The organism is Sphingobium sp. B2, from assembly GCF_007693735.1.
Classification (GTDB): Bacteria; Pseudomonadota; Alphaproteobacteria; order Sphingomonadales; family Sphingomonadaceae; genus Sphingobium; species Sphingobium xenophagum.
Genome location: NZ_VDBZ01000001.1, coordinates 2,969,326 through 2,994,942, shown reverse-complemented (window position 1 = coordinate 2,994,942; position 25,617 = coordinate 2,969,326). Strand labels below are relative to the sequence as shown.

General features: G+C 54.1%; 16 protein-coding genes, 1 tRNA gene and 4 pseudogenes. 9 read left to right on the top strand and 12 right to left on the bottom strand.

All coding sequences use genetic code 11. From position 1 onward, the window contains the following. The first annotated feature begins 227 nt into the window (after positions 1-227). Positions 228-319 (top strand) — tRNA-Ser (locus FE851_RS14660). A 143-nt stretch (positions 320-462) separates the two neighbouring features. Next, positions 463-1,611: a tyrosine-type recombinase/integrase gene (locus tag FE851_RS14655; protein WP_145203531.1), complete on the top strand. Its 1,149-nt coding sequence runs from the start codon at positions 463-465 to the stop codon at positions 1,609-1,611. Positions 1,612-2,171: 560 nt separating this feature from the next. On the opposite strand, the pseudogene FE851_RS14650 reads toward FE851_RS14655, so the two are convergent. The 5 genes and pseudogenes from FE851_RS14650 to FE851_RS14625 form a co-directional block, all read right to left on the bottom strand. Beyond that, positions 2,172-3,364 (bottom strand): annotated as a pseudogene (locus tag FE851_RS14650) (IS256 family transposase). A gap of 159 nt (positions 3,365-3,523) precedes the next feature. Next, on the bottom strand, positions 3,524-4,456 hold the full coding sequence (locus FE851_RS14645) for a phytanoyl-CoA dioxygenase family protein (RefSeq protein ID WP_145203528.1): 933 nt from the start codon (positions 4,454-4,456) through the stop codon (positions 3,524-3,526). Positions 4,457-4,496: 40 nt separating this feature from the next. Beyond that, the gene (locus FE851_RS14640; RefSeq protein ID WP_145203525.1) at positions 4,497-5,261 is read right to left on the bottom strand and encodes a DUF5672 family protein; all 765 of its coding nucleotides are present in this window, start codon (positions 5,259-5,261) and stop codon (positions 4,497-4,499) included. Next, positions 5,258-6,823, bottom strand: coding sequence for a glycosyltransferase family 2 protein (locus FE851_RS14635; protein WP_315850618.1), 1,566 nt, complete (start codon positions 6,821-6,823; stop codon positions 5,258-5,260). The genes FE851_RS14640 and FE851_RS14635 overlap by 4 nt, the downstream gene beginning before the upstream one ends. Before the next feature lie 761 nt (positions 6,824-7,584). Continuing rightward, positions 7,585-8,182 (bottom strand): annotated as a pseudogene (locus FE851_RS14625) (transposase). A gap of 81 nt (positions 8,183-8,263) precedes the next feature. Here FE851_RS14625 and FE851_RS14620 point away from each other — a divergent pair. Genes FE851_RS14620 through FE851_RS14610 form a run of 3 tightly spaced genes read left to right on the top strand, consistent with a single transcriptional unit; the run spans position 8,264 to position 11,707 of the window. Next, positions 8,264-9,994, top strand: a complete 1,731-nt coding sequence (locus tag FE851_RS14620) for a hypothetical protein (RefSeq protein WP_145203519.1) — start codon at positions 8,264-8,266, stop codon at positions 9,992-9,994. Next, positions 9,991-10,743 carry a glycosyltransferase family 2 protein gene (locus FE851_RS14615; protein WP_145203517.1) on the top strand — a complete coding sequence of 251 codons (753 nt, stop codon included), beginning with the start codon at positions 9,991-9,993 and terminating at the stop codon, positions 10,741-10,743. The genes FE851_RS14620 and FE851_RS14615 overlap by 4 nt, the downstream gene beginning before the upstream one ends. A gap of 58 nt (positions 10,744-10,801) precedes the next feature. Next, positions 10,802-11,707 carry a class I SAM-dependent methyltransferase gene (locus FE851_RS14610; protein ID WP_145203515.1) on the top strand — a complete coding sequence of 302 codons (906 nt, stop codon included), beginning with the start codon at positions 10,802-10,804 and terminating at the stop codon, positions 11,705-11,707. 223 nt (positions 11,708-11,930) lie between these two features. On the opposite strand, the gene FE851_RS26510 is transcribed toward FE851_RS14610, so the two are convergent. The 4 genes from FE851_RS26510 to FE851_RS14585 form a co-directional block, all read right to left on the bottom strand. Continuing rightward, positions 11,931-13,085, bottom strand: coding sequence for a transposase (locus tag FE851_RS26510; RefSeq protein ID WP_222422946.1), 1,155 nt, complete (start codon positions 13,083-13,085; stop codon positions 11,931-11,933). A gap of 150 nt (positions 13,086-13,235) precedes the next feature. After that, entirely contained in the window at positions 13,236-14,081 is an 846-nt protein-coding gene (gene istB, locus FE851_RS14595; RefSeq protein ID WP_145203513.1) for an IS21-like element helper ATPase IstB, read from the bottom strand. Continuing rightward, on the bottom strand, positions 14,078-15,580 hold the full coding sequence (istA, locus tag FE851_RS14590) for an IS21 family transposase (protein WP_145203511.1): 1,503 nt from the start codon (positions 15,578-15,580) through the stop codon (positions 14,078-14,080). Before istA ends, istB begins: the two co-directional genes overlap by 4 nt. A gap of 165 nt (positions 15,581-15,745) precedes the next feature. After that, entirely contained in the window at positions 15,746-15,904 is a 159-nt protein-coding gene (locus FE851_RS14585) for a hypothetical protein (protein WP_222422945.1), read from the bottom strand. Between the two features lie 72 nt (positions 15,905-15,976). Between FE851_RS14585 and FE851_RS14580 the strand changes: the two are divergent. Both FE851_RS14580 and FE851_RS14575 read left to right on the top strand, forming a co-directional pair. Further along, positions 15,977-16,629: pseudogene (locus FE851_RS14580) on the top strand (IS630 family transposase); the annotation flags it as partial. A 53-nt stretch (positions 16,630-16,682) separates the two neighbouring features. After that, a pseudogene (locus tag FE851_RS14575) lies at positions 16,683-17,288 on the top strand (IS630 family transposase); the annotation flags it as partial. A 46-nt stretch (positions 17,289-17,334) separates the two neighbouring features. Here the strand turns inward: FE851_RS14575 and FE851_RS14570 are convergent. The 3 genes from FE851_RS14570 to FE851_RS14560 form a co-directional block, all read right to left on the bottom strand. Beyond that, entirely contained in the window at positions 17,335-17,802 is a 468-nt protein-coding gene (locus FE851_RS14570) for a hypothetical protein (protein ID WP_145203506.1), read from the bottom strand. 132 nt (positions 17,803-17,934) lie between these two features. Then, on the bottom strand, positions 17,935-18,624 hold the full coding sequence (locus FE851_RS14565) for a CmcI family methyltransferase (RefSeq protein WP_145203503.1): 690 nt from the start codon (positions 18,622-18,624) through the stop codon (positions 17,935-17,937). Beyond that, entirely contained in the window at positions 18,621-23,522 is a 4,902-nt protein-coding gene (locus tag FE851_RS14560; protein WP_145203500.1) for a glycosyltransferase, read from the bottom strand. The genes FE851_RS14565 and FE851_RS14560 overlap by 4 nt, the downstream gene beginning before the upstream one ends. Before the next feature lie 172 nt (positions 23,523-23,694). Between FE851_RS14560 and FE851_RS14555 the strand changes: the two genes are divergently transcribed. Together FE851_RS14555 and FE851_RS14550 are read left to right on the top strand one after the other, a co-directional pair. Further along, the gene (locus FE851_RS14555) at positions 23,695-24,240 is read left to right on the top strand and encodes a transposase (RefSeq protein ID WP_222422944.1); all 546 of its coding nucleotides are present in this window, start codon (positions 23,695-23,697) and stop codon (positions 24,238-24,240) included. Positions 24,241-24,242: 2 nt separating this feature from the next. After that, positions 24,243-24,557 (top strand): DUF3883 domain-containing protein, encoded by a 315-nt coding sequence (locus FE851_RS14550; protein ID WP_261370994.1) that lies wholly within the window; start codon positions 24,243-24,245, stop codon positions 24,555-24,557. Positions 24,558-25,617 lie beyond the last annotated feature (1,060 nt).

Here is a 25,617-nt window from a genome sequence, read left to right as displayed (position 1 = left end):
GCTCCCCGCACATTTCCATTTTAACCATCCCCCAGACTATCGGCTTTCAACCTGAAACGACAATGAACGAACGTCCACCTGAGTCGATTCCGGGCCGGAACGATTTACAAGCATGACATTAGCGCAAAAAATCCCCGAACAGGACCGTTGCCATGCGCCAAAGCCGTCGCTATAGGACACGTCGCCTAGCCGCAGCCCCGCCCCAAGCGGGCGTTCAGGCCATGTTTGGAGACGTGGGTGAGTGGCTGAAACCAACGGTTTGCTAAACCGTCGTAGGGATAACTCCTTACCGAGGGTTCGAATCCCTCCGTCTCCGCCAATAGCTTGTTTTCCTACATCCCTAGCGAACCGAAAAAGCCCTGCGTTTCCGGGCGTTTCGGACTGATTCGCGTCCCACCTCATCCCCTCGCGTCCGTCGGTGACCGATTTGGCGTGTGGTAAAAAGCGTGGGAGAATAACTGCATGGGAAAGTTATCCGTAACAGGTGTAAAGGCAGCAAAGCGACCAGGCCGCTTCGGTGATGGCGATGGCCTGTTTCTCGTGGTCGGCGCGACCGGCTCCAAAAGCTGGGTGTGCCGCGTCCAGAAGCATGGACGCAGGCGCGACATAGGATTGGGTAGCGCGTCGAAGGTAACATTGTCCGTCGCCCGCGATCGAGCCCGCGAGGTGCGGACTTGGGTAGAGCTTGGCCTCGACCCGGTGTTCGAGAAGCGCAAGGCGGGCGGCATCCCCACATTTAGGGAGGCGACGGCCAAGGTCTATGCGGCGAACCGCAAGACCTGGCGCAACGAGAAGCATGAGGGGCAATGGCTGCGAACGCTGGAAGCCTTCGCCTTCCCCATCATTGGCGATATCCGGGTATCCGAGATCACTGGCCCGATGATCCGCAATGTCCTGGCAGAAATCTGGCTGACCAAGCCTGAGACGGCGCGCCGGGTGCGCCAGCGGATAGGCGCTGTCCTAGATTGGGCCTTTGCGTCGGGCTACCGCGAAACCGAAGCGCCGATGCGCTCGATCACCAAGGGGCTTCCGCGCCAGCCCAAGAAGGATGGGCATTTTGCGGCCATGCCCTATGCCGATGTGGCGGCCTTCATGGCCCGGCTGCGCGAACGGGAGTCGTTCAGCCGCCTTGCCTTGCAGTTCGCCATCCTGACTGCTGCACGATCCGGGGAGGTGCGCGGCGCGGCATGGACCGAGATCGACGTCGAGAACGCGCTGTGGACCATTCCTAAGGAGCGCATGAAGGCACAACGCGAGCATGTCGTCCCACTGTCGAAACCGGCAATCCGCATCATCGAGCGTTGCCGTGAGCTTCGGACTCGCGATTGCCCTTTGATCTTCCCCGGCATGAAAGGGGACAAGCCCCTGTCCGATATGACCCTGACGAAGCTCCTGCGCGAAATGAAGCAGCATTATACCGCCCACGGCTTCCGTTCCGCCTTTCGCGATTGGGCCAGCGAAGAGACGGACGTGCAGGGCGAGGTCGCAGAGGCAGCGCTGGCGCATATGGTCAGGGACAAGACCGAAGCTGCCTATCGCCGTGGCAGCCTGCTGGAGAAGCGCCGCAAGCTGATGGACGATTGGTCCATCTACTGCACCACGATCAAGTGAGGGCGCTGCCATGGGCAACACCATCAGGCAGGTAGAAGGCGTCTGCGCCGGCCAATCCTATCCCGCACGATCGGCACATTTCCATGTCTTTTATCCCTTCAGAAAAGAAAAAAGACAGGGGTTGGACTTGGCCTATCGGAAACCGAAAATCGGCTTAACATCCTGAATTTCGGTTACGAATCTGGCCCTTAAGAATGCCAACAGTAGAATCCTTAGGCTTCTTGCTAACCCGGCGCGGAGGGATCGAGGCTGATTCCGGCTTTTTGGATCAGCACCGCCTCCGCGATCCGGGTGACCTTTCTAAGAATCTTCTCTGATGGGCTCCTTTGGGTCAAGCTGCTTCCTCACTTACGTGATTGTTCCCATGAATCACTCGCTTCTCTCCGCGGTGAGCGCAAGGCCGCTGCGTAACGGAGGGCACGGAGAGCAAGGCGTCTCAATGTGTTTCGCGACATTCAGCTGGCTGAGATTCCAGACTCTAAGCTCGACTTTGTAGGTAGAGGGGCGTGTCCCACGGGGTGGTGTAGGAACCGTCGATCCACGGCAGGATCGGGTTCGGGTCAGGCGGCCAGAGCTGGCAGGCTGACGATTGGGTTATGGCTCACCGAGCCGATTGTTTCCAGCGTCATGTAGCGGCGCGATACTGCGCACTCATCATTCTGCTCCAGCATCAGCGCGCCGACGAGGCGTATGACTGCGGGGTCATTCGGGAAGATGCCGATGACATCGGCCCTTCGCTTGATTTCGTTCACCCTTTCCAGCGGGTTGGTAGACGCGATCTGCGCCCAGTGGGCCTTCGGGAACGCCATGTAGGCGAGAACATCCTCGCGCGATGCGTCCATCATGTCGGCCAGCTTCGGGAACTTCTCGCGCAGGGCATCGGCGACCTGCTCCTACTGCTGATGTGCCGCTTCGGTCGTCTCCTGCGCGAAGATCGTCTTGATCATGGCGATCACGGCGGGCCTCTGTTTGGGCGCGGCATGGGTCAGCGCATTGCGCATCCAGTGCACCCGGCAGCGTTGCTGGCTCGCGGCGAACACCTTGCTGGCGGCGGCGCGCAGTCCCTTGTGATCGTCGGCGATGACCAGCTTCACCCCGCGAAGGCCCCGATCCGCCAGCGAGCGCAGGAAAGCTTTCCAGAAGGTCTCCGCCTCCGAAGGGCCAGTGGCGACGCCCAGCACTTCGCGGCGGCCATCGGTGTTGACGCCAACGGCGATTATCGCCGCCGTCGAGACGATCCGCCCGCCCTCGCGGACTTTGAGATAGGTGGCGTCGATCCACAGGTAAGGCCACTCGCCCTCGATCGGCCGCGCCAGAAAGGCATTCACCCGCTCGTCGATCTCGGCAACCAGACGGCTGACCTGGCTCTTCGATACGCCGCTGGCGCCCATCGCCTTGACCAGATCGTCGACTGAACGGGTCGAGACACCGTGCACATAGGCCTCCTGAATCACCGCAGCCAAGGCCTTCTCGGCGGTACGGCGCGGCTCTAGGAAGCTCGGGAAGTAGCTGCCTTTGCGCAGCTTGGGGATCGCCCGATCGATCCGGCCAGCGCGGGTGTCCCAACCATGCTCGCGATAGCCGTTACGGTGGTTAGCCGCGCCGCGCCGCGAGAGCCAGACGGAGCACCAGTCCTGGCCTCGATCTCCAGATCCATCATGCGCTCGGCGGCGAACGCCAGCATATCGCGCACCAAATCGCTGTCAGCCCCTTGCTCAATCAGCTCAACAAGGGCCATTCTGTCGTCGGTCATCGTCTTCTTCTCCAGGTTCGAGTTCGCATCCGAATCCTACCAGAAGATCGACGGTGGCCGCCCTTTTCAGGAAAACCTTGCTACACCACCCCGTGGGACACGACCTCGAAAGTCTAAATCACATCTCAAAAAAATGGGAATCTTAAATCCCTACAGCCGCTAAAATAAATATCTTATTCTATTAATTATACTTTTTTCTTTCTTCTTATGAGTAGAGAGCATCTCTCCCAAATAACTGTTGGCCCGATTATTTCCATCAGTAATCGCTATCACATTCCGCACATCAAGCCTACCTAGCGCTTCGTCTGAAAAAGCAGGGGTGTAATAGATGCAGTCATCGAAATAATAATGTGTCACTTGTGACCACCTGGTCAACGTTGGATTATTCTGGCGGCTACCCCCGTGCAGCAGGTTTGCGCACCAAATCAACGCCTGCCCCTTACGGGGTAAAAACCGCTCTTCCTGCGCCCCATGCATCTCGCGCAGGGCTTGCCAAGCCGGGCCATAGGGATCCTGCGCCGATCCAAGGTTGCTGCCGTAACCACGACGGCCGATCAGCGCGTTTGTCATGATGGGCCAACTATGCGAGCCAGGATAATAAAAGAGCGGACCGGCATCAGGCCCTACATCCTCCATTGCCAGCCAGACGCCGCACATGAAGCGTTCGGGGAGACTGGAAAAATGGACGGTATCTGAATGCGCATCCTGTTGCGTACCAACTGGAAAATTAAGAGTCTGGAAGGGAAAAGCTTTGCGGCCATAAAGTTTGCTGAGGAGATCGATGACAGCTTGGTTGGCGGCAATGGCGCGCACATCCTCATCGAACTGCCAGGCGTCCTGCACGCGCCGTTCCCCGCTAGTTTTGTCGCTCTGCGGATCGGCGAAATCAATGCCGTAGCGCGGCCCAAGGTGCTGTTGAATACGGTCAATGCGGCTGCTGAGGTCGCTATCCGGAAAGTCGAACACGGCATAACCTTTCCGATGCAGGTCGTCGGCGATTCGCTCTTCTTCCGTGCTTAACCCCCATTCTGCTTTCAATGAGGGAAATAGCGGAGATTCAATCAAAGGCAGGCCAGGAAAGATATTGGTCAAGGGAGTCGGTTCCTTGCAAGGCATATCGCAAATAGTGGAATTACCGCCTGGCCTGATCGAGAATCAGACGCAAAGCGCGTATCCAGCCACCTCGTTCTTGCTTTATCTGCTTTAATATAGTGACAAAGTCATGCCGGATCGTTCCCCGATCGTCCAGTTCGCGGTATAGATTCCAGAATGGCGCTACCCCGATCGCGCGGGGCATCAGCCAAGCGCCGTGATAGCCGAAACTAGCGGATACATCCCCTGATCGCTCGGTCGAGAAAATGTCCGCAAGCGCACGTGAAGCAAAACGCATGCCCTTGGCCTCCAGCCAGTTGCGGTTGACGCGTCCGATCGCGATGTCTTCGGGATGATAAGCTTGGAAAGCGGGATCGCGGCACACCTCCATCAAGCGACGGCTGCGTAGGGAAAAGCCGCCATTGCCCACATCATGGCCATCAGAAAATTGGGGCCAACTGGCTCCGATATAGTCTTGCTCGAGAAATTCTGCGCGCCATCGCGCCGCGTTCAGTACATGCCCGTCCCATTGGACGATCAAGCAATGGGACGTCGCAACGTAATCGACCAATCTGGTAAGCAGGAAATCAGAATAGGCTCGCGACGACGTGATGCGGTCGATCGGCGCTACGATGATGCCTGGATGATCCGGCTTGATCGGACTGTCGGTAAGGAGCAAGGCTGCTGCGACATCTATCTGATCCAGGCAGCATTCCATAGCCCGGATTGTTGCAGGCACATTGACCGAACTGACCGCGCATAGCGTGACCTCCGGTAGGAAAAGCCGGGCAGGAGCGGTCGTCACAGCGCGACCGCAAACTGCTCGCTGTCACGGCTGAGTTGCGGGTGATGAAAAGGATCGTAAATCTCGTCAGTCTTCCAAAGACGCTTTAGCGCCGCCAATTCCGCAGCGAAGCGAGCCGCCCCCAAAGCATCGCGATCTAGCCCGCGCGATATCGATTCATGATGGATAAGGGTGGCGCGCGGTTCATAGAGCGATTGCCACCCTCGCTGATTTAATCGCAGGCATAGATCGACATCATTGAAAGCGACCGCAAAATCCCGCTCATTTAGGCCTCGGACGGCCAAGAATTTATCATGTTCTACCATAAGGCAGGCGGCAGTTACGGCACAAGTAAATTGCGGCAGGCTGTGGCGATGGAAATAGCCCTCTTCATCCGGCCGCAGGAAGCGATGGGCATGGCCCGCTGCATTGCCAACGCCAATCACCACGCCCGCATGCTGGATGCGGCCATCCGGGTAAAGCAGGCGCGCGCCGACGGCGCCGACTTCAGGCCGCAATGCTTGGGTCGCAAGGGTTGCAAGCCAGTGTGGCTCTATCATTTCTATGTCATTGTTGAGTAGGCAGAGCAGTCGCCCTCGGGCTTGGTCGACAGCCCGGTTATTGATCGCCGAATAGTTGAATACGCCACCGTGGCGCAGTACTCGATACCGTGTTGGATCGAGCGCAGCCAAATAAGCCAATGTCTCAGGATCGTCGCTGTCATTATCTACCACGATCGCTTCAATATCGGGATAATCGGCCGCCGCCACGCCCGCGAGGCAGGTACGCAGCAGATCCACCCGGTTCCGAGTCGGCACGATGACCGAGATGAGCGGCAGGTCTCGTGCGGGTTCGAGAGGTTGGGCCGGCAAATATTGTGTGGGGCGATGCTGGCGATGATGCAGCACGTCTCGGAGATGAAGCGGTCTACTAGTTTCGACTAGCTTGGCGACCAAGCGCGCCGCCCATTCTGAGGAATCGGCCACGGCCTCCATATCTGATCGGCTCGCGCGAACCATGCAGGCACCTGTAAGGTAATCCTGGTGCCGGAACAATTCGCTGTTCCAGTCAGGTTTGAAATAGGGCTTGCAGCGTTGGCCCCCAACCAACAGATCATCGTCGGCGTAGATGATGCGTAATGTCGGGCTGGCCATTGCGGCGAGATAGGCGGACACCGCGCCGGGCGCGATCCTGTCGCCCGCTTGGAGCGGGAACAGCCATGGTGAAACAGTCCAGTCGATGTTCTCAATGGCTGAGGCGACGTCGGGGGTGTCTACAGCGCCAATCAGCAGTGTAGTCAGGCCTTCCGCCTTCAGGCTTTTTAGTGTGATCGACAGAATTGTCGGATCATGTTTGCCCGTCAAATCAACCAAGGCAACGATCGGATAGACAAGATGGGGCGCAGGATGTATTTGCTCACGTTGCCGATGGCGTGAAAGCCACAGCTTGTAGGCTTTGGGCGATCGGCCAAGTAATAGCGCAAACTGACTACGGGATCGAACACGTTTGCGCTTGATCCACCATTTTGCGGCAATGAAATAGGCCCGTGGGTTTGACTGAAATGCATCGAAATGAACCTGCACGGTCAAACATGCGTCCGCAGCGCGTTTGAAAAGAGCAATTAGTGATTTTAGGGACATGGATTTCTAGCGATTAGTCGTTCTGACCGAGAAGAAAAAGGAATTCTCGCCACTGGCACATTGTTCTGATTTCGTAGCTGCTATCAGCATCGTTAGGGAGGTTGAGTACGCCCTTATCAAAAGCCAGATGGATCGATACGTCATTGAATTAAGGGGAGGCACCGGATCGCAATAGTATGTTTTACTGAGATTGAAAATCCTGTCTCAGATTATGCGTGTCTTGCCGCAAAGCGTCTATCATGAATCGCCAGACATTTGCAGCGTCGCTTTGGTAACCCAGATCACTCTCCTCAGAGCCTACATGACGGATGATTTCGGATCCTGCCTTCTTTATCGATGCATTGGGTTCATGCAGTGCTTCGAGTACGACCTTTACTTGCAGCAGATAAGCCGCACAGCGCGGTGCGCTGACTGATACATCATCCTCGAGTTCGCCCTCAAGGCGGCAAACGCTACGGGCAGCTTTCTCTACGGGATTCATGATGCGAAAGTCGCGCTAAGCCTTTATGTAGTCAAGGTCGAACTGCAAAGTCATCCTTTCGCCATCCAAGATTCCCTTCATGTTTGCGAATGCCTCATTTTCGCCAAGAGGCTGGCCTCGGTCCATGTCTGACATCGATGTTTTCTCCGCAGGCAGGGAAGGCAAGGGGCTGCTCCACAAGCGCAGTTTCTCGTAACACTTAAGTGCCTGACTCAAAAGTTCACTAAACATAGCAATACCTTGCCGTTCTATGTGTGAGCATGCGGATGGAGGCGATCGTTGTCCATGTGATGTACGAGGCAATGGTTGTTTACCAGTCCTTAGCAATACGGCGGCAACTGCCAAGCCATGCGAAAGTTCGCTCGACTACCTAGAAACGCGGGAGGACCTTGAAGCCTTTGGCCTGATCCGACCTTTTGATAATTTCGATCGTCCATTGCCCCGATCTAGCGATGGCATCGCGGAGTTTGGCGCCCGCATAGCCGCCATCGGCACACGTCCTTTGATCTCGCGCAGGTTCATGACCAGCACCGTGTTCATCACTTTGAGCAGGCCAGCGTTGCGCCAGGCGTAGAAATAGCGCTGGACCGTCGAGACCGGCGGGAAGCATGTGGGCAGAAGCCGCCAAGCGCAACCGCCCGCCGTGATGTAGAGCGAGGCGTTCAGGACGTCGCGCATGTCCGTTGTCCGGCCTCGACCTCCCCGATGGCAACAGGAATGAACCGCGCTGTTAACGCCCACTCCCGGTCGGTCATATCGCTGGAATAGCACAGGCCTTTTCGGCTATGCTCCTGCCGGGCAATACCAGGCCATGCCATCATTCACTCCATCTCTCGCAGGACGACGTGAATGACGAAGTTCTGGTATTTCTCAAGAACTTTTGAGTCTGGCTCTGAGAGAATATGATGGGCGTAAGTGGTAAAGGCTATCGACAAGAACTGGCGTCCGTCGGGAAACCGCGCGATGCAATTTTTCAGCATGGTGGTAAAGATTCAATCGTTTCACTAAAAATCGAACAAGAAATTATCGAGCAACAGATCGATGAGATTAAAAATCTTTATCAGGAATCTTATAGCAACGCACTGGAGCAACAGGCTAGAGCTTTTTGGTTTCACCGAATGGCTGTCGAATTGGCGCGGCCTCAACACGGATGGCGGCGCTGGTTGCCTTATTGGATTGTCGGGCGCCGAATCGAAAGACGATTGAAACGTTTGGGCTTGTTCGATGCAGATCGGTACGCCAGTCGTTATCCAGATGTCGTCCAATCGCGCAACGAACCTGTCCATCATTTTTTGCAACATGGGCTGGCGGAACGTCGAGAAGGCGGCCCTGACTTCAAGGCCGCCCATCTTCCTCGGACTGGTTCCAGCGTGTTGCCTCTCCTGTTGTCCAGCGGATTATTTGATCCAGACTGGTATGCGCGAACATATAAACTGCAATGCTCCCCGATGGAACTGTTGCAAAATTACCTCGAAAAATCGACAAAGGATCCTCTTTGTGAGCCGGGGCCTTTGTTTTCTGGCTCTTTTTATCGTGCTGAGAATCCCGATACAGTTTCTATCCATCCGCTGGAGCATTATGTCCTATATGGCATGCGAGAAGGTCGAAGGGCGTTCAAGGCCTCAAGAGCGGACCGCTTCATGGCGGATGAAAACTCTACCCCATTGCCCAGCTTAAGCGATTTTCTTTCCATCGACAAAAAAGTAACGATTCTTTATTGGGCTGACGGTAATTTTTTCTTTAAGGACATAGCACAATACATTGCGGAAGTCGTTCAATCATCGGGCCGTGAAGCAAACCTAAAGACAGACCATACCATGATCGACGTTACAGAGCATGACGTAATCGTGGTCGCCCCACATGAATATTGCGTTCATGGACCGGGCGCGGACTTGCCGGACGATCTGGCGCAGCGCGTGATTTATATCAATACCGAGCAGTGGCATACATCCTGGTTTTCCCTGGCGCTTGACAAAATGCTTAAATCCAAGCGTGCCCTTGATATCAATCCGCTTTCCGCACACGGTCTCGCCCGCATGGGTATAAAGGCAGGATTTGTCCCGCTTTTGCCCCGTCCAGATGGTGTGTTCGATTTCAAACAAGCGAAGCTCTCCCCGCAAGTGACGCACTTGCGTGCAGTCAAGCCGCTCGTATTTCCTCCAAGTTTTGCCGACAGGCCTTACGACATATTGTTTGCTGGGGCCTTGAACGAGCGGCGCGCGCAAGTGCTAGCAACCCTTGCCCCTACGCTTGCAAAATATGATTGCTTTCTGCATGCCCCTCGTTTGCGGGGGGTGCCTGTAACACCCGACAGTCCAAACATGATCAACGGTTCTGACCTCGCACAGTTAGCTAGGAACTCCAAAATACTTTTGAATATACATCAAGGCGAAAGTCATTATTTTGAATGGCATCGAATTGTTGTTTCTGGGATAGCTCAAGGTTGTGTACCATTGTCTGAGCCCTGCAGTGATATCGAGATAGTAAAGCCCGGCGAACATTATATATCGGTTTGCATCGAGGAAATGGCCGATCGCATGGCGTGGCTACTGGATACACCAGCTGGGCAAAGAGAGTTGAACAGGATTCATCAAAATGGCCGTGAATTGATGGTCAGAATGGAAAAGATGTGATTACTCAAGAAAATGATATCATATTCAGTCATGGCACAGGCAAACACCTGGTTTCCATTATCGTACCGCTATTCAACTACGCTGATGTTATTGGCGAGACCTTGAATTCGGTAGCGAGCCAGACAACCAAAGATATCGCTTTGATCGTCATCGATGATTGCAGCACTGACCATTCGGTTAACACTGTCAAGCAATGGATGCAGCATCGGGTGGATATTGGCATGAGCATGTTGCTAGTGCGAAATCGTTCGAATGCGAAACTATCGATTACGCGAAATTCCGGTATCCAACTATCGAAATCCAATTATTGTTTTATGCTGGATGCTGACAATATCCTTTATCCCCGCTGTATCGAAAAACTAAGCAACGCTCTTTCGGCCCGTCCGGACGCCGACGCTGCATACAGCCTGCTGGAAGTGTTCGAAGGCGATCGCGATATTATTGGAGCTGGCGTGTTTATCCGCGAAGCGCTCAGCCATGGCAACTTCATCGATGCCATGGCCATGTTTCGCAGATCCGTTCTGCTAGAACTGGAAGGCTATGAGCATATGCCGTCCGGATGGGAAGATTATGACTTGTGGCTGCGGCTAGTGGAGATGGACAGGATCGCGCTGCATGTCCCTGAGATACTAGCCAGATACAGACAGCACGACAATTCAATGCTCCGTACCGAAACAAATGTCGGTAAAAACATAACCAACCTTCATAACTTTATGAAAAATAGACATCCGTGGCTTGATCTTCATTGATGAAGCGTTTCTAAACGTAATATTGTCCAAATGAAATCACAATTAAGGCGGTCTAATCATGGAATTACTGGAAAAGGCTGCACTTCACTGGGACCAGATGGCGGCACGGCCGGATGATCGACCAATATTGCGGTGGTGGGAAAGTCCAACTCTCCGTAAGCTTGTTGACGAAAACTGGTGGCGCGCGACGGGAGCAGGTAATGCAGGAGAATATATTCGGCGTAAAACGGGACGAGAATCACTCGGGTTAGGAATGTCGATAGGATGCGGTACGGCAGAGGATGAAATACTGCTACTTAAGCAAGGTGTTCTCGATAGACTTATTCTGTGCGATATATCCAATGAGCAACTCGATCGTGCGATGATATTCGCACAAGAGCAAGAAATAGATGCAAATCGGATTATTCGATTAAACTATGTCGATCTCTCCAAAAATTATCATGAACCTCTTGATTTAATATACTGGCGCCACTCCCTTCACCATATGTTTGATACAAGGGCTGCCATTAAGTGGTGTCGTGCAAACCTAGCAGTAAATGGTGCGATTTATTGTAACGATGCGTGCCCTCCTAATTATATGCAATGGAGCGAAACAGTTCTTGATTGGGTTGAACTCTATAGAAAATCTTTGCCAACAGCTTATCTTGTTAGTCCGTTTGATCGTAGCACATTAATGTCCTCCAGGCTCACGCCACCAGGAATTGAGCATTGGAAGGCGATTGACCCTACTGAATGCGCCGACTCAGCAGGTATTATCCCGGCAATTCAGGATCTGGCTCCAAAAGCGCATATCGCATTCTTGGGTGGGTGCATTTATGCGCTTGCCCTTGAAGATATCATCAACAATTTTGATGAAAAGGATGAGCCAATGTTACGAAATGCAATGCGGCTTGATCACTTTATGGCAGAAGCGGGTATGAATTTTTACTTCGCCTGTGTAATAAATCGTGACGACTTTTTATAATAATTGCGCCGCGTTGATGAAAGAGGGATTGAACCAACCCGCTGACGCGGGAGTCCTGTAGGTATTGGCTGAATGGCCTCCTGATGAAACGGTTTGGTTGCTGAGATCAACCCCTGATCGGGGGACGGCGTTCGCCCTCGGTGTTCCGCTGTCTTGGTGCAGGCACCAGCGAGGCATCCACGGTCTGCCCGGACATCGGAATGTAGCCCTTCTTCTGGAGTTGTCAGTCAAAGGCCTTCATCACCCGCTTGAGCGTTCCCGCCTCGGGCAGGCGATTGCGAAAATGCCGGATCGTGTTCTCGTCCGGCGTTCGATCCCAGAGCGACAGCTCCAGAAACCGCAGCCAACTCAGCCGATCGTGGATCATGAACTCCATCCGAGCGTCTGACAGATTATGCTGCGCGTGCAGGATCAGCGCCTTGAACATCATCGCCGGATCGAACGGTGGGCGGCCGCCTTTGCTACCATCGCCATAGCCAAGCCCTTCAACCAGCCACTCACGGAAATACTCGAAACCCACCGTCTCCAAAACCTCGAGCGGATCGCCCTCCTTGCTCAATGCATCAAGGTGATCCCTCAAACTGAACAGGGACTTGGGATCCATAGCTGGACACCCGCAAAAACCGGCTAAATGAAGGGACTGTCTCTTATACACATCTAGATGTGTATAAGAGACAGGCCATGTTTCGTTGGCCTTGGAGCGGTATGCTGTGTCGGTCCAGACCTCGCTGCTGCTATTTTCCGCGATCACATGGCGCAACATGCGCCCATCGGCATGGGCCGCCGAAGTGACCTCACCGGCACGAATGAACCCATAGCGGCGATCTATGCTGATATGGCTGTTATAGCCGAATACCGGCAAGGCGATCATCGGTAGCGGCTTACCATCCTTGTAGCGGACCTGCCCGCCGATCTTGAGTGTCCAGCGCGCATCTGTGTCCTTCTGTGCCGCCTTGGCCGGGTCGTCGGGCCAGATATCCTGTGCCGATTTGCCATCCTTGATGGCCTGCCGCTCATCACCGGTATTGCGCTGCTTGGGCGCGGGCACCAGGCTGGCATCAATGATCTGGCCGGACATGGGGATGTAGCCCCTCTTGTGCAGTTGCCAGTCGAAGGCCTTCATCACCCGGTTGAGCGTTCCGGTTTCCGTCATCCGGTTGCGAAAATGTCGGCTGGTGCTTTCGTCGGGGGTGCGAGCGCCGAGTGCAAAACCCAGAAACCGCCTCCAACTCAGCCGGTCGCGGATCGTATACTCCATCCGCGCACCCGACAGATTGTGCTGGGCCTGTCTCTTATACACATCTAGATGTGTATAAGAGACAGCCATCCGCGCATCCGACAGACTGTGCTGGGCCTGCAAAATCAGGATCTCGAACATGGCGACAGGATCCAACGGCGGACGGCCACCCTTGCCCCCATCGCCATAACTATGGCGCGGCGATCTGGATGAGAAGTTTCCGTCAATCAGGATGAGAACTGATCGTCGCGGTTTTCAAGTGGTGCCTGCTTTGATTGACGCTGGCAAGCGCTACTCGCAGGTTTGATTGTCGCTGCGCGACATTTCCTCGTTGGACTTGATTGTCGCGAAGGTCGGTGGCCGACCAGCGCGTGATTGTCGCTGGATCGCCGAGCGGCGGCGGTAGCTCTCGACATTCATCTCGAAGATTGTCGCATGGTGAACGAGGCGATCCACCGCGGCGAGTGTCATGGCGGGATCGGGGAAGACCCGGTTCCATTCACCAAAAGGCTGATTGGCGGTGATGAGCGTAGAACGCCGTTCGTACCGTGCGCTGATCAACTCAAACAGGACGGACGTTTCGGCCTGATCCTTGGTTACATATGCGAGGTCATCGAGGATCAGCAGATGATATTTGTCGAGTTTGGCTATCGCGGCTTCGAGCGCCAGTTCACGGCGGGCAACCTGAAGTTTCTGGACCAGATCGGAGGTGCGGGCAAACAGGACGCGCCAGCCAGTTTCGATCAACGCAAGGCCGATTGCGGCGGCCAGATGGGTTTTACCCCCACCTGGTGGACCAAAGAAGATGAGGTTAGCGCCTTTTTCGAGCCAGCCATCACCAGAACACAGCGCCGTCACCCGGGCGCGGGAGATCATTGGCACTGCATCGAAGGCGAAGCTGTCGAGAGTCTTGCCGGGTGGCAGGCGGGCTTCGCCCAGATGCCTTTCGATCCGGCGTCGGTCCCGTTCTGCGATCTCATGCTCAGCGAGCGCCGCAAGCAAACGGGCACCAGGCCAGCCTTCCTTGTCGGCCCGCGTGGTAAAGTCGGGCCAGATCAGTTTGATTGCCGGCAGGCGCAGGTCGTTGAGGATGAGGCTCAGGCGCTGGGCGTCGATAGCGGGAGCGTTCCGGCTCATGCGGCTTCTCCCGACAGGAGAACATCATAGGTGACGAGGGGGACCAGTTCTACCACCACATCGGGAAGCGCCGCCGGATCGGGAGCAAAGCGTATCCGCAAGGCATCCATGTCGGGCAGCCGGTCGGCAGCCACGTTGGCTGCCAACAGTTCCGCGAGTTCGGCTTCACAGGCTCTTTCGTGCGCCATTGCCAACAGTTCTACCATCTGCCGACAAGCGACCCGTTCAGGCAATGCGGCAATGAGCCGGTCGAAGGTCTGACGATAAGGCTCCCGTGGGAACAACTGGTCACGATAGACCAACTTCAGGAGCGCCATGGGTTTGCGCCGCAGGCTATGGATGACGTGCCGATAATCGACCACATGGCCGTGGGAGCCGTTATTGAACGACCGCCCCCGCGGCAATGTCATGAGGTGAGTGCCGCCGATGAACAGATCGAGGCGATCATCGTAAAGCCGAACGCGCAGCCGATGCCCGATCAGCCGTGAGGGCACGGTGTAGAACACCTTGCGAAGCGTGAAGCTGCTGGTCGAGGTGACCGTGACGATCGTCTCCTCATAATCGCTGGTGCGCGCGCCAGGCAGGGGCTGCAATACCGCACGCTCGGTGTCTATGCGTGGGCCGTTGCGCCGGTTCTTGCGGCTGACGACTTCGTCGATAAAGTGCCGGTAACTCGCCAGATCATCGAAGTCTCGCGAACCACGCATCAGCAGCGCGTCCTTTATGGCTGCCTTCAAATGCCCGTGCGGGCTCTCGATCCCGCCATTCTCATGGGCAACGCCGCGGTTGTTGCGCGTCGGCGTCATGCCATAATGTTCGCACAGCGCGTCATATCGCAGCGTCAGATCTTGCCGGGCATCAGCGTCCAAGTTGCGGAACGCGGCCGACAGGCTATCGCTGCGATGCTCAACCGGGGCACCGCCGACGGCCCACAGGGCGTTTTGCAACCCTTCTGCAAGCGCGACATAGCTCTCGCCGCCCAGAATGACATGGACGTGTTCGAAGCCCGACCATATCAGCCGAAAATGGTAGAGGCGATGATCGAGCGGCACGCCGACGATCGTTACGTGCTCATCGTTCATCTCGGTGAAGTCCGACAGGCCAAGCCGTCCCGGCTCATGCACCTGCCGGAAGATCACTTCCTGCTCGGGACCATGGATCGCCCGCCATGTTCGGATCCTTCGCTCCAATGTGCGCCGGATGCGCCCATCAAGCTCAGGGTGACGGCGACATATCTCCTCGAAAATTGCCACTGACCGCAAACCAGGCGCAGCCTGGAGCATGGGGACCACATCCTCGTCGAAGATCCCAGCTAACGGGTCAGGGCGTCGCCGCTCTCGTTTGACCTGCCTCTGTGAGGGAAGCCGAGGATCTCCCTCGATGCGATATGCGGTCGCCGTGCTGATACTGGCCTTGGCGGCGGCAATCGGAACGGCATGGGTATGTCGGAGCTTCATGTAGAGCCTCATCTGATGATCGTTGACGTGGCGGCCCGGCATGAACGACATCCCCTCTCGCGAAGTTATGCCTTTGAATACCGGACCGGCCGCAACCATCAGAAACGCCCCGGAAAGGGCGACATCGCCACCTGCTGACCCGGCTCCGGGCTACGCCCTACGCCGCATCAGCAGGTGGCGATTCTCATCTTGATTGATGCTGCTCTCTCATCCTGATTGTCGCGCGGCACCATAACCCAGCCCCTTGACCAGCCAGTCCCGAAAATACTCAAAATCTACCGTCCGTTCCAGCATCTCAAGCGGATCACCGTGACGGCTCAGCATCTCAAGGTGGTCGTTCAGACTGAAAAGGGACTTCGGATCCATCACAGATCGCCTCCAATGGCTACCCGCTCAATGAATCATCAATGCACCAAATCCGCCAGAGTTTTTGCGGGTGTCCAGCTGGGCTATGTCAAACTGACGGCACGCCCACGTCACCATGCCCAGAACGAATATGCGATGGAGGATTTCAAAAAGGGGGCTTTGCAGCCGAACTGGCAAAGGTCAAAGCTGCCCTCCCGCACGGCACGCCGCTAGAAGTCTGGTTCCAGGACGAAGCGCGGATCGGCCAGAAAAACAAGATCACTCGCCGCTGGGCCAGACGGGGCACCCGGCCGTCGGCGCCCAAGGACCAGAGGACGAAATCGGCCTACATCTTCGGCGCCATCTGCCCAGAGCTTGGCAAGGGGGCAGGTCTGATCCTCCCGTTCTGCAACACCCAGACCATGTCGCTGCATCTGGCGGAGATATCGCTCGCTATCGAACCCGGTGCCCACGGCGTTCTGTTGATGGATCAAGCCGGGTGGCACATGACCGGAAAGCTCGAAGTGCCAGAGAATATCAGCATCATTCCGCTGCCGCCCAAATGCCCCGAACTCAACCCGGTCGAAAATATCTGGCAGTTCATGCGCGACAACTGGCTGTCCAACCGGATCTTCACGTCCCACGACAACATCATCGACCTTTGCTGCGAAGCATGGAACAGGCTGATCGATCAGCCCTGGCGCATCATGACGATCGGACGCCGAAAATGGGCGCGTGGGTCGTGATCAATGCAGGTTGGTATTACATCGCTTTTTTGTTCGCCGTGGACTGACGCGCAAAAAAGACAGGCCATGCGATAGAGCAAGATCGACCAGACGTCCTGAAGCAGCGTCAGGACTGGTTCGAGGGGCAACTCGATCTCGAACCGGAGCGCCTGGTATTCATCGACGAAACCTGGACCGCGACCAATATGACCCGCAGCCACGGTCGTTGCCCGAAAGGCGAGCGGTTGCGGATGGGCTTTCCGCACGGCCACCGCAAGACGACCACCCTGGTCGCCGGCCTGCGCATGACCGGCATGGTCGCGCCCATGGTGCTTGATGGACCGATTAACGGCGACTGGTTCGAAGCCTACGTCGCTCAGGTCCTCGTCCCGGAACTGCAGCCCGGCGACGTCGTCATCATGGACAACCTGTCGAGCCACAAGCGCGCATCGGTGCAGGTGCTCATCGAGGCCGCAGGCGCAACCCTGCGCTTTCTCCCGCCCTACAGCCCCGACTTCAACCCGATCGAGAAGGCGTTCTCCCGCCTCAAGGCCATGCTCCGTAAAGCGGGCGAGCGAACGGTCAGCGGCCTGTGGAGCTTGATCGGCAAACTCGTCGATATCTTCCAGCCTCAGGAATGCGCCAGCTACTTCAGATCATGCGGCTACGAACCAGATTGATCGAAAACTGCTCTAAAAGACAAAATTTAGATATGCGACGATGAAATTACTTCTTTTTGACAGTAGACCGTGATTTCATATTTTTCCTCTTTGATTTAACGGTGCTCATGGATTCGACGGAAGAATTCGATAAATTTGAGTTATCTTGTATAACCACAACTTCCAGCCAAGGCCATTCTTCATGCGTTGTCTTAAGGCCGATAGTCATAGTGCTCCCATCTTCTGATATTGGGCAAATTAGATCAAAGCCGAACTTAGTATTGCGCAAATTCGTATTGAACGAGACACCAACATCCGGCCGGTCAACATTTAGCTCAGATTCAATTATCTGATCGTCGTACCGAACGATGATATCAACGCCTACGCCAATATTAGGGACAACCCACCCTCGCAGCTTTAACTTTGCTTCTTCAAATGATGCCTTAGCAGATGGCGTCTCTAATTTGGCAGCAACAAAAAAATCATGGGAACCATTACCTATATATCGCAAATCGACAACTTGAAATCTCGACATGAAAACACCTCGTATCAATGTGTTAGAATACGATAAACAAAGGGTGTTGTGATTTACTAAATAATATTAGAAAATATCTAAAATTAATATAATAAATTCTTCTTCGTCATAAACGCCAATTTCTCCTCACACCTATACGACCCGTTTAAGAAATCCGCCTGGAGACGCCGTAATAAGGAATCGCTCGCGTTGTTCATCGCGGACGTAACGAGTATCGACCTCAAGAAATTCTTCTACTGCTTCCCAAGGTCCTGGACCGAATTCAGGGCGAACAGGATGTCCGTTTATGTTGGTGTCTTCAACGATGAGGTACTGACCGATAGAAACAAGATCGGCGTACATCGATAATTCAACCGCGACATGGGTTGCTGAATGATCCGAATCCAGAATGGCCATGACGGATTTACCACTCGCTGCATAGGACCGCGCGATTTCAAAGACTTTCGGGTCAATCGAAGATCCCAATATATAGCTTACGCGCGGATGTTCCGGGCGTTTCACCGAATCCTCAACGTCCACCGTCACAACTTGGCCATTACCGATCAGATCGCAGATGCTTGCCAAAAATAACGCGCTTCCACCCCAACGAGTGCCCGTCTCAATAATTACGTCCGGTCGTAATTGGCTAATAATTTCCTGATAGATAATTAAGTCGTTAGGAGTTTTTACGGTTTGATGGCCTAGCCATGATACGTCATAGGTACCGCCACCTTTTCGCCAGCGATCATAATAAAGACATTGAAAGTCCCTGATCTGCGCCGCTTCTTCCTCGTTCAGATCAGGGAGACTGCGTTCGAAATACCAGTCAGAAGATGTTGTCATAGCACAATTGAACCTGGTGACGCGGCGGCTGCCTGCATGAGGATCCTCTGGTATGATGACACCATTTCATCATAGTCTGTGAGCGTTTTAAACACTTCTGCCGACTCTTCTGCCATCGTTTGACGAAGCTTCGGATCAAGCATCTGGGAAAGCCTTTCGACTAGCTCGCTGACATTGCCGGGCCAATAAAATAGGGCATTGATATTCTCCATTACTTGCTCCGGAATGCCTGAAATGGGCGTCGTTATAATTGGTAGCCCTACCGCTTCGGCTTCTAAAATAACGCGCGGGTAACTTTCGACACGGGACCCACAAAAGAAAACATCGGCAACAGAGTAGTACATTCCGACATTGCTCGTTTCCGCCACTATGGAAATTCGTTCTTGTATACCCACGGGCAAGGTAGCAACAAAGGCCTTGAATGCTTCACAATAGGCACCTCGGCGTTCTCCTACAAACAATAGGCGCGTTCTCTTTTGCTGGTCGTCCGGTAGGTTCAGAAAAGCCAATAGGAGGTCGTGTTGACCCTTCCGAGCGCACATCGTCCCAATGCAAACAACAACGCAATCGCCGTCATCTACTCCCAAATCCCTCCGTAATGATACCCGATTATTCATCGTGACCTTTTGACGAAATCTCTCTGCATCGAGACCATTACGGATCAAAGTGAAATTATCTTTAATATTGATATCGGACCACCTCAATTGACTAGCTGCAGAAACAAACACCACTCGATATGGCAAAGAAAAAGCAGATAAAGCAATATTCTCTATTTCAGATGTTTTGTTCTGGTAATAAGAATTCCAACTATTCCCTTCGCGGATGATCCAAATAGATGGAATTCGCGCACCGGCTGCAGCGTGTATAGCCATATGCATTTCTGCAGTGTTCGCTATGATTACGTCATAATTGCCACTCCGAAATTCTGTAGTTAAGTTGGAGATCGCTATCGTGTAATCTGTAGCTGACTTCGCCCGGCACGCAGCGGCCAAAGGAGCGGAGATCAATAGGTCGATATTTTCGGCAGCATAGCGTTGTCCGAGTTCACCTGATTGCGGCGATGCAACAGTGATATCTTTTAAGCCCATACTCCGCAGACCTGCTGCTAGTTCAAACAGGCTTTGTGGCGCGCCCTCAAGGTTAAGATTATGGGATACCAGCAGCACTTTAAGCGCATCCCCGTAATCTGGTAACGCTGGCACGCTCGGTTGGACCTGGACGCTCGCGTGCCATCGCGACCAGTTTGGATTGAAATAAGGGTCTTCATAGTCTTGATATTTTGCTCGGAATGCCGCAATCTCGCGAGGTTTGTCTTGCTTAGGCCGGGATGATCCTTCGTGATGATATAAGGCCGTTTCTCCGCAATAAACTATACGAAAGCCGGATTCGCGCACGCGCAAGCAGTAGTCGACGTCGTTGTACGCCACACCGAACTGTTTCTCGTCGAAGCCACCTAGAGATTTGAAAAGTTGGGTGGGAGTGAGCAGGCAAGCTGCGGTCACTGCCGCAACATTTCTTGTTACCTTGGCATAGGAAAGATAGCCGGCCTCCGCGTCAGGTAGCCCTCTGAACATTGTGTAACCAACTGCGAGAGTCGGTGAAATTCCGCCATGTTGGATACGCCCTGACCCAAGAAGAAGGCGCGCTCCCACTGCCCCAACTCCAGTTAATCTGCCCCAGCCAACCATTTGGCTTAACCAATGGGGATCTATTATCTCAGTGTCGTCATTTAGGAAAAGCAAGTAATCGGAATTCACCGTCTCGACTGCCTTATTGTTGAGCGCTGAGTAATTAAAGCCGTCTGGTCCGCTAGCAATTTTTACCACTTTGTAGGGCAAGGAATTAAAAAAACTTAATACCCTTTGATCATCGCTTTCATTATCTATGATCAAAACATCGTAATTTTTGTACGTTGTTTGAGGCAATGAACGAATGAGGCGCGATATTTTAAGGAAGTTATTCTTTGTTGGGATAATAATTGTAACCGATGGGCCAGTATCGGGCATGACTGGACAAAAAATTCCGGCATTCTGTTTGATAGCCCAATCAGGCCTTACAACCTCAACATCTAGTCCACGGCGGCTGAATGCCTCTTTTACAGCGTTCTTACCGGCTTCAAGACTGTACGGTTTCTGATCTCCACCGCTTGCCGTAGAGCCGGCTAGCGCACGACGGTGGTACAGGATACGAGGAATATGGACTACATGATCCGACACTTCTGCGACGCGAAGAAACATGTCATGGTCCTGTGACCCTTCCATTCCAATGCGAGTGCCGCCGATCTGATCGTATGTTTCTCTTTTGATTATTCGGAAATGAGAAATATAAGAATAGGAAAGCAATAGCTCGGGTGACCATCCTACCTTGAATCTCAAGCTTTCAAGCACAGAACCTTGTTCATTGAACCGCGCATCGTCGCTGTATATGAGATCAGGACTGCCATTTTCGCGAATTGTTTTATCGACAACTGCTAGTGCATCTTCCACAAGCATGTCATCATTATCTAGGAATGCGATATATTCGCCGTTTGATAAATCTACCGCCTCGTTCGTAGTTGCGGAAATATGTTTATTTTCTCTCCGGTTCCTCACAATGACTCTAGGGTCAATCTTCGCATAACTTTCGAGTTCGGACGCGATTGCCGAGTTGGTGCTTCCGTCGTTCACAAGGACTATTTCGAAGTCACGAAACGTCTGATCAAGGGCGCTGAAAAAACACTGGCGCAGAATGTCGACTGGAGGATCGAAAACAGGAATGACAATGGAAAATCTAGGCCGTCCGGAGGCTAAGGAAACCGGGCTTCGTTGTTCGAATATGCGTCGGACAAGGGACGGTCTGTTGAGTTCGCTCCAGGATTGTGCTGAGGAAATTCTAGGAGGTATCTTGTAGCCACTGTCACGCTTCGACACCGTCATGTCGGTAAACAACAGGGGGGATAATTCGTGGGGCGTATTTGAGTATTCCTCGACCACACGATTGAGGAAGTTCTTGTCGAGTGGCAACTGTCCCTTCTCGGCCACATAGCGGGCCTCCAGCAGCGGAGAGGTCTTCCTTCCTTCCCTATGACCATGACTTAGATAGTGTGCGTAGGCGTCCACACCCCGCACCCTAACATCCGCGTTCATATCGAGATACGTCGCAGCGTTGAAGAAACGGTGTGTTGAATAGTTCTTTGCCTTGCCAAATTCAATGTAGTGCTTCAGCGGATCGGATATCTGCTCATTCTCTTGGTCAGTAAGATTTTGGCGGTACCAATCAGGGTCAAAAACAGAGTTTGGCCAATTGCCCTCGGCAGCCCCTGACCGCAAATAGTGTAGCGCCGGACTTAGGTTCTCAGCAATGTTATATCGCTCTCTGTACCACGCTACGTCGAAAATGGGATGCGGTGAGAAGTCGGGGTTCTCCTGAAGAAAGGCGACGGGGTCCCGATCGTATCTTATTATCTGAGTTTGCGAAAGTTGGTCTCGGAAGAAGCTATCACTCAGAAAAAGGTAGTCCCAATTAGGATCTGAAGTTGGAGCTGCGGATGCGCTGAAAAACTCTGGACGCACAAAATTTGAAGAAGGAGAAGTGAACCCTGCTTCGCCGCAACAGAAGAGCTCGATGTCTAGCCACAAAATATCTCGGGATTCACAGCATAAAGTCAGATTAAATCGCTCACGCAATCCATCGAAATCGCTCAAATCGAGTCTGACAATTCGGTAAGAAAAAAAATCGTGTACCGTAATTTCCCGCTGCGCAACTTTAAGGTTATCAGCGCCGCCATCTTGCTCGATACATATTGATACCTTTGTCCTCCTATTTGACCGGAGCGATACTGCTACATCGACCAATTTGGGCAAAGGTTGTTGGATATCAAAAAACTGACTTACCGCTATCTGGGATTTCCCAAGCTTTTTTAATCGGAAAAAATTACAATTTTCCTCTAAGCTTGCCAAGGTTGGTTTGCCAACGATCTTCCATGGATTTAGAGTATTTCGCTCGCTTGCAGCTAGATAGGGATTTGCCGTCAAAATTTTAGGATCGTCGTAGTGTTTATAAACTTCAACTACGGGAACTGACGAAGATTGACCATCAAGTACAAATACGAGATCGCCGCTTTCCAATGATGTCGGCTCGTCTAGCCAAACTTTAGCAACTCCCATACTCGAGAAATCATCGCAGCTTAAATTTATTTTTCCGGCAAAAACCCCGTTAATTAGAATGCTGCCGGATTGCCAACTTGTCGTTAGCTCCGAACTTATTCTAACCAGTAGCTCATACTCGCTGACCCGTTCAAAGGAGGCTGAAACGCCAGCATTTATGAGGCTTGCGACGGAAGCAATTTTTGTACCAAATGGGAGCAGAACGAGATCGCCCTTTAAATCGTCAATTTCGATACATAAGTCAGCGGCGTCGACGTCGAAATCTGCCAGTATGCCTTCAGCCGAAATTTCCCAATCCGATACGGCAACAGAGGGCCACTCGCCTTGGGGCTTCTCAGGACGACAAAGCGCGATGCTCGTCTGAACACCGGTATCCACCTCAGCTAAAAGTCGTCCAGAAATCCTACCATTTCGAAGATGAATTTCGCTGACGAGGGGTTGATCAAAGCGAAAAACTTTAACTTGCTTGAAAATTCCGTTGTGGGATGGTGCTTCGAACGTCAATTCGCGTTCTAAGCCATCATACATATCAATTGGGATTTTCCATGCGAAACCGCTATTCATAGCTCCCAAGCCTGCTTCCATGACGTCCGGGCGGGGAATAGACGGCTGCACGACGGCGATCACATCCCCATTATGGAGGATCGATATATCGACCGGTACGCCGTCGTCGCAGGTTGCGACCCAGCCACTTATCATTCCAAATGCGACACCGTCGACGTTACCAAGATTAGAACTTTGCGCTTGATCCACGATATCCCCACTCAATTACCTCAGAAAGCACTTGCGTAAAGGTGGATCACCCTTATCGCAACACTCTGAATGCAGCGTAGATATAGATCACCGCACGGGGTATCTACCGCGACCCGGTCAGCTCCAGTCACGGCCATTCGTCAAAGCCAGCGGACTGCGCTGGCTCAGCTTCATGGTGGTCACCCCGGTGTCATGGACCCGCTCGATTAAGGCGCTACCAGTCTTAACGTTGCTCGCTCCTTCGGAGCGATCGAACCGTCAACGCGGCTGTCGTCACAAATTGCTGACGGACTGTGCCCGGCAGGGCGCGCTGCAACTGTCTCGCTGGCTGCCAGGTCGGCGAAACATTTTCATTGGCGACAGCAGCTTTGCTGTCCACGAATTGGCACATGCGATCACCCGCCGGGCCACACTCATCAGCCGACTGCGGCTCGACGCCAACTTGTTTGCTCAGCCTGCGGGGCGAACGGCACGCACGATGGGGCGACCGGCGCAGAAAGGACGAGCATTATCAAAACTCAAGACCCTGCTCAACAACCCGGCGACACGCTGGACTAGTATTCTCATCTCTGCCTGGTATGCCGTCGACGACATCGTAGCTCTGCATATCGTCGATCAGCCGAAGCTTGTTGTCAGCGACAGAACAGCACTCAGCCGCCTGAGAGGTTGGTGCGTAAATTTGATCCGACGGCGCGGAATGCGCGAAATCGATCCTTGAGTGTGCGAGACGAGGAGCAGGCCTTTCATACCGAGCGACTGCGGCTTTCGACTGTCGGGCGGACATATCTTGCGAGCAAGGTGCGCTCAGTCGCGCAAGAGGATGGCGATGGCGCGGGTTATGATATTCGCTCCTATGGCCTGAATGGCGGCGATCGGCCACTGGAGGTCAAGACCACGCTTGGACATGCGCGGACGCCTTTTTATCTGTTGAGCAATGAGCTGGCCGTCTCTCAGGAGCGGCCGAATGCCTTCCGGTTGCAGCGCGTCTATGATTTGCGGGGTCGGCCAAGGCTTTCGAGTTCGAGCCGCCATTGACCGATCATGTCGGCTTTTTGCCTACGGCCTATCGGTGAGCTTCTAGGTGAAGACGCTGCCTGACGCGATCGCCGGTTCGCGGCTGGCTCGGCGACGGATCTTCTGGCTCCTCTATTGGTGGATCGCCATCTTTCGGGCTTGGCCGCCCGTATCATAGAAGGTAGATCTGCTCCTTAAGCATGGATGCCAGTTTGGGCAGGCCCTTGCGCTGAAGCTCGAAGATGAATTCGCCCCGCTGAAAAAGGCGGATTTCGATAGTCTCGCCGCATGACACGCAGAGTGGACAGGGCTTCGCCCGGACAAAGCTCGAAAGTGCTGCTCAGGAATCGCATCGAGCAATGCGGGCGCGACCGCCAAAGTACAGCGCCAAATAGTGCGGGACTGTCTTGCCAGGGCCAATGGTCGGGAAACACGGGATGGCTGGGTGCTGCGCTGGATGGCTTTTCCGCCTTCGGCGTATACCGAACGGGGCGGGGTAGGCAGCGCCGAGCGGTGGGAATCGGTGGCTCCGATGATTAAGGACACAACAGCGCAAGGCGAGGCGCCGGAGGAAGACACGACGGCGGCAGCGGCGGACTTCGATGAAGAGCCGGTTCAGCACGCGGCGTAGATCGACAGAAGCGGGCGGCGAACAAACGTCGCCTGCTTCTTCCCAATTGCGGGATCGGCATTTCGCGCCGGTCGGCTTCGCCGCCCGGCGTGGATGGTCTGCGGACGAGGAAATTTCCTGAGCGGAATTGGCGCAGGTAGGGAAAGCGCGGGCCTGTCTATCCCTGCGATGTGGAGCGCTGCGAGAGGCAGCGCGAAGGGTCTGACAAAGGGCACCGCGCGAATGCGGCGCGATGGCGTTTCGATATTGCCTGATCGGCCTGTCGGCGCGGCGGGGGTGGGCGTCGCTGCCCTCTAGTCCCACTGCGGCGAGCCGCAAGCCCTGCTGGGCTCCTCCTCTTCGTTGCGGCCCTGACGGGTGCGGCCCGCCTCATTCAGTGGGCCTGCCGGTCCGCTCCTGCCGCCCCCCCCCGCCACTCCGGCGGCCGGTGCGATGCGGGAAGGAGGAAGA

What these genes read in the sequence shown, in the direction of transcription:
- FE851_RS14655 (WP_145203531.1), top strand. Translation starts at nt 463, where the DNA reads ATGGGAAAGTTATCCGTAACAGGTGTAAAGGCAGCAAAGCGACCAGGC.
- FE851_RS14620 (WP_145203519.1), top strand. Translation starts at nt 8,264, where the DNA reads ATGATGGGCGTAAGTGGTAAAGGCTATCGACAAGAACTGGCGTCCGTC.
- FE851_RS14610 (WP_145203515.1), top strand. Translation starts at nt 10,802, where the DNA reads ATGGAATTACTGGAAAAGGCTGCACTTCACTGGGACCAGATGGCGGCA.
- FE851_RS26510 (WP_222422946.1), bottom strand. Translation starts at nt 13,085, where the DNA reads ATGTTCGAGATCCTGATTTTGCAGGCCCAGCACAGTCTGTCGGATGCG.
- istB (WP_145203513.1), bottom strand. Translation starts at nt 14,081, where the DNA reads ATGAGCCGGAACGCTCCCGCTATCGACGCCCAGCGCCTGAGCCTCATC.
- istA (WP_145203511.1), bottom strand. Translation starts at nt 15,580, where the DNA reads ATGCCGGGCCGCCACGTCAACGATCATCAGATGAGGCTCTACATGAAG.
- FE851_RS14585 (WP_222422945.1), bottom strand. Translation starts at nt 15,904, where the DNA reads ATGGATCCGAAGTCCCTTTTCAGTCTGAACGACCACCTTGAGATGCTG.
- FE851_RS14570 (WP_145203506.1), bottom strand. Translation starts at nt 17,802, where the DNA reads ATGTCGAGATTTCAAGTTGTCGATTTGCGATATATAGGTAATGGTTCC.
- FE851_RS14565 (WP_145203503.1), bottom strand. Translation starts at nt 18,624, where the DNA reads ATGACAACATCTTCTGACTGGTATTTCGAACGCAGTCTCCCTGATCTG.
- FE851_RS14555 (WP_222422944.1), top strand. Translation starts at nt 23,695, where the DNA reads ATGGTGGTCACCCCGGTGTCATGGACCCGCTCGATTAAGGCGCTACCA.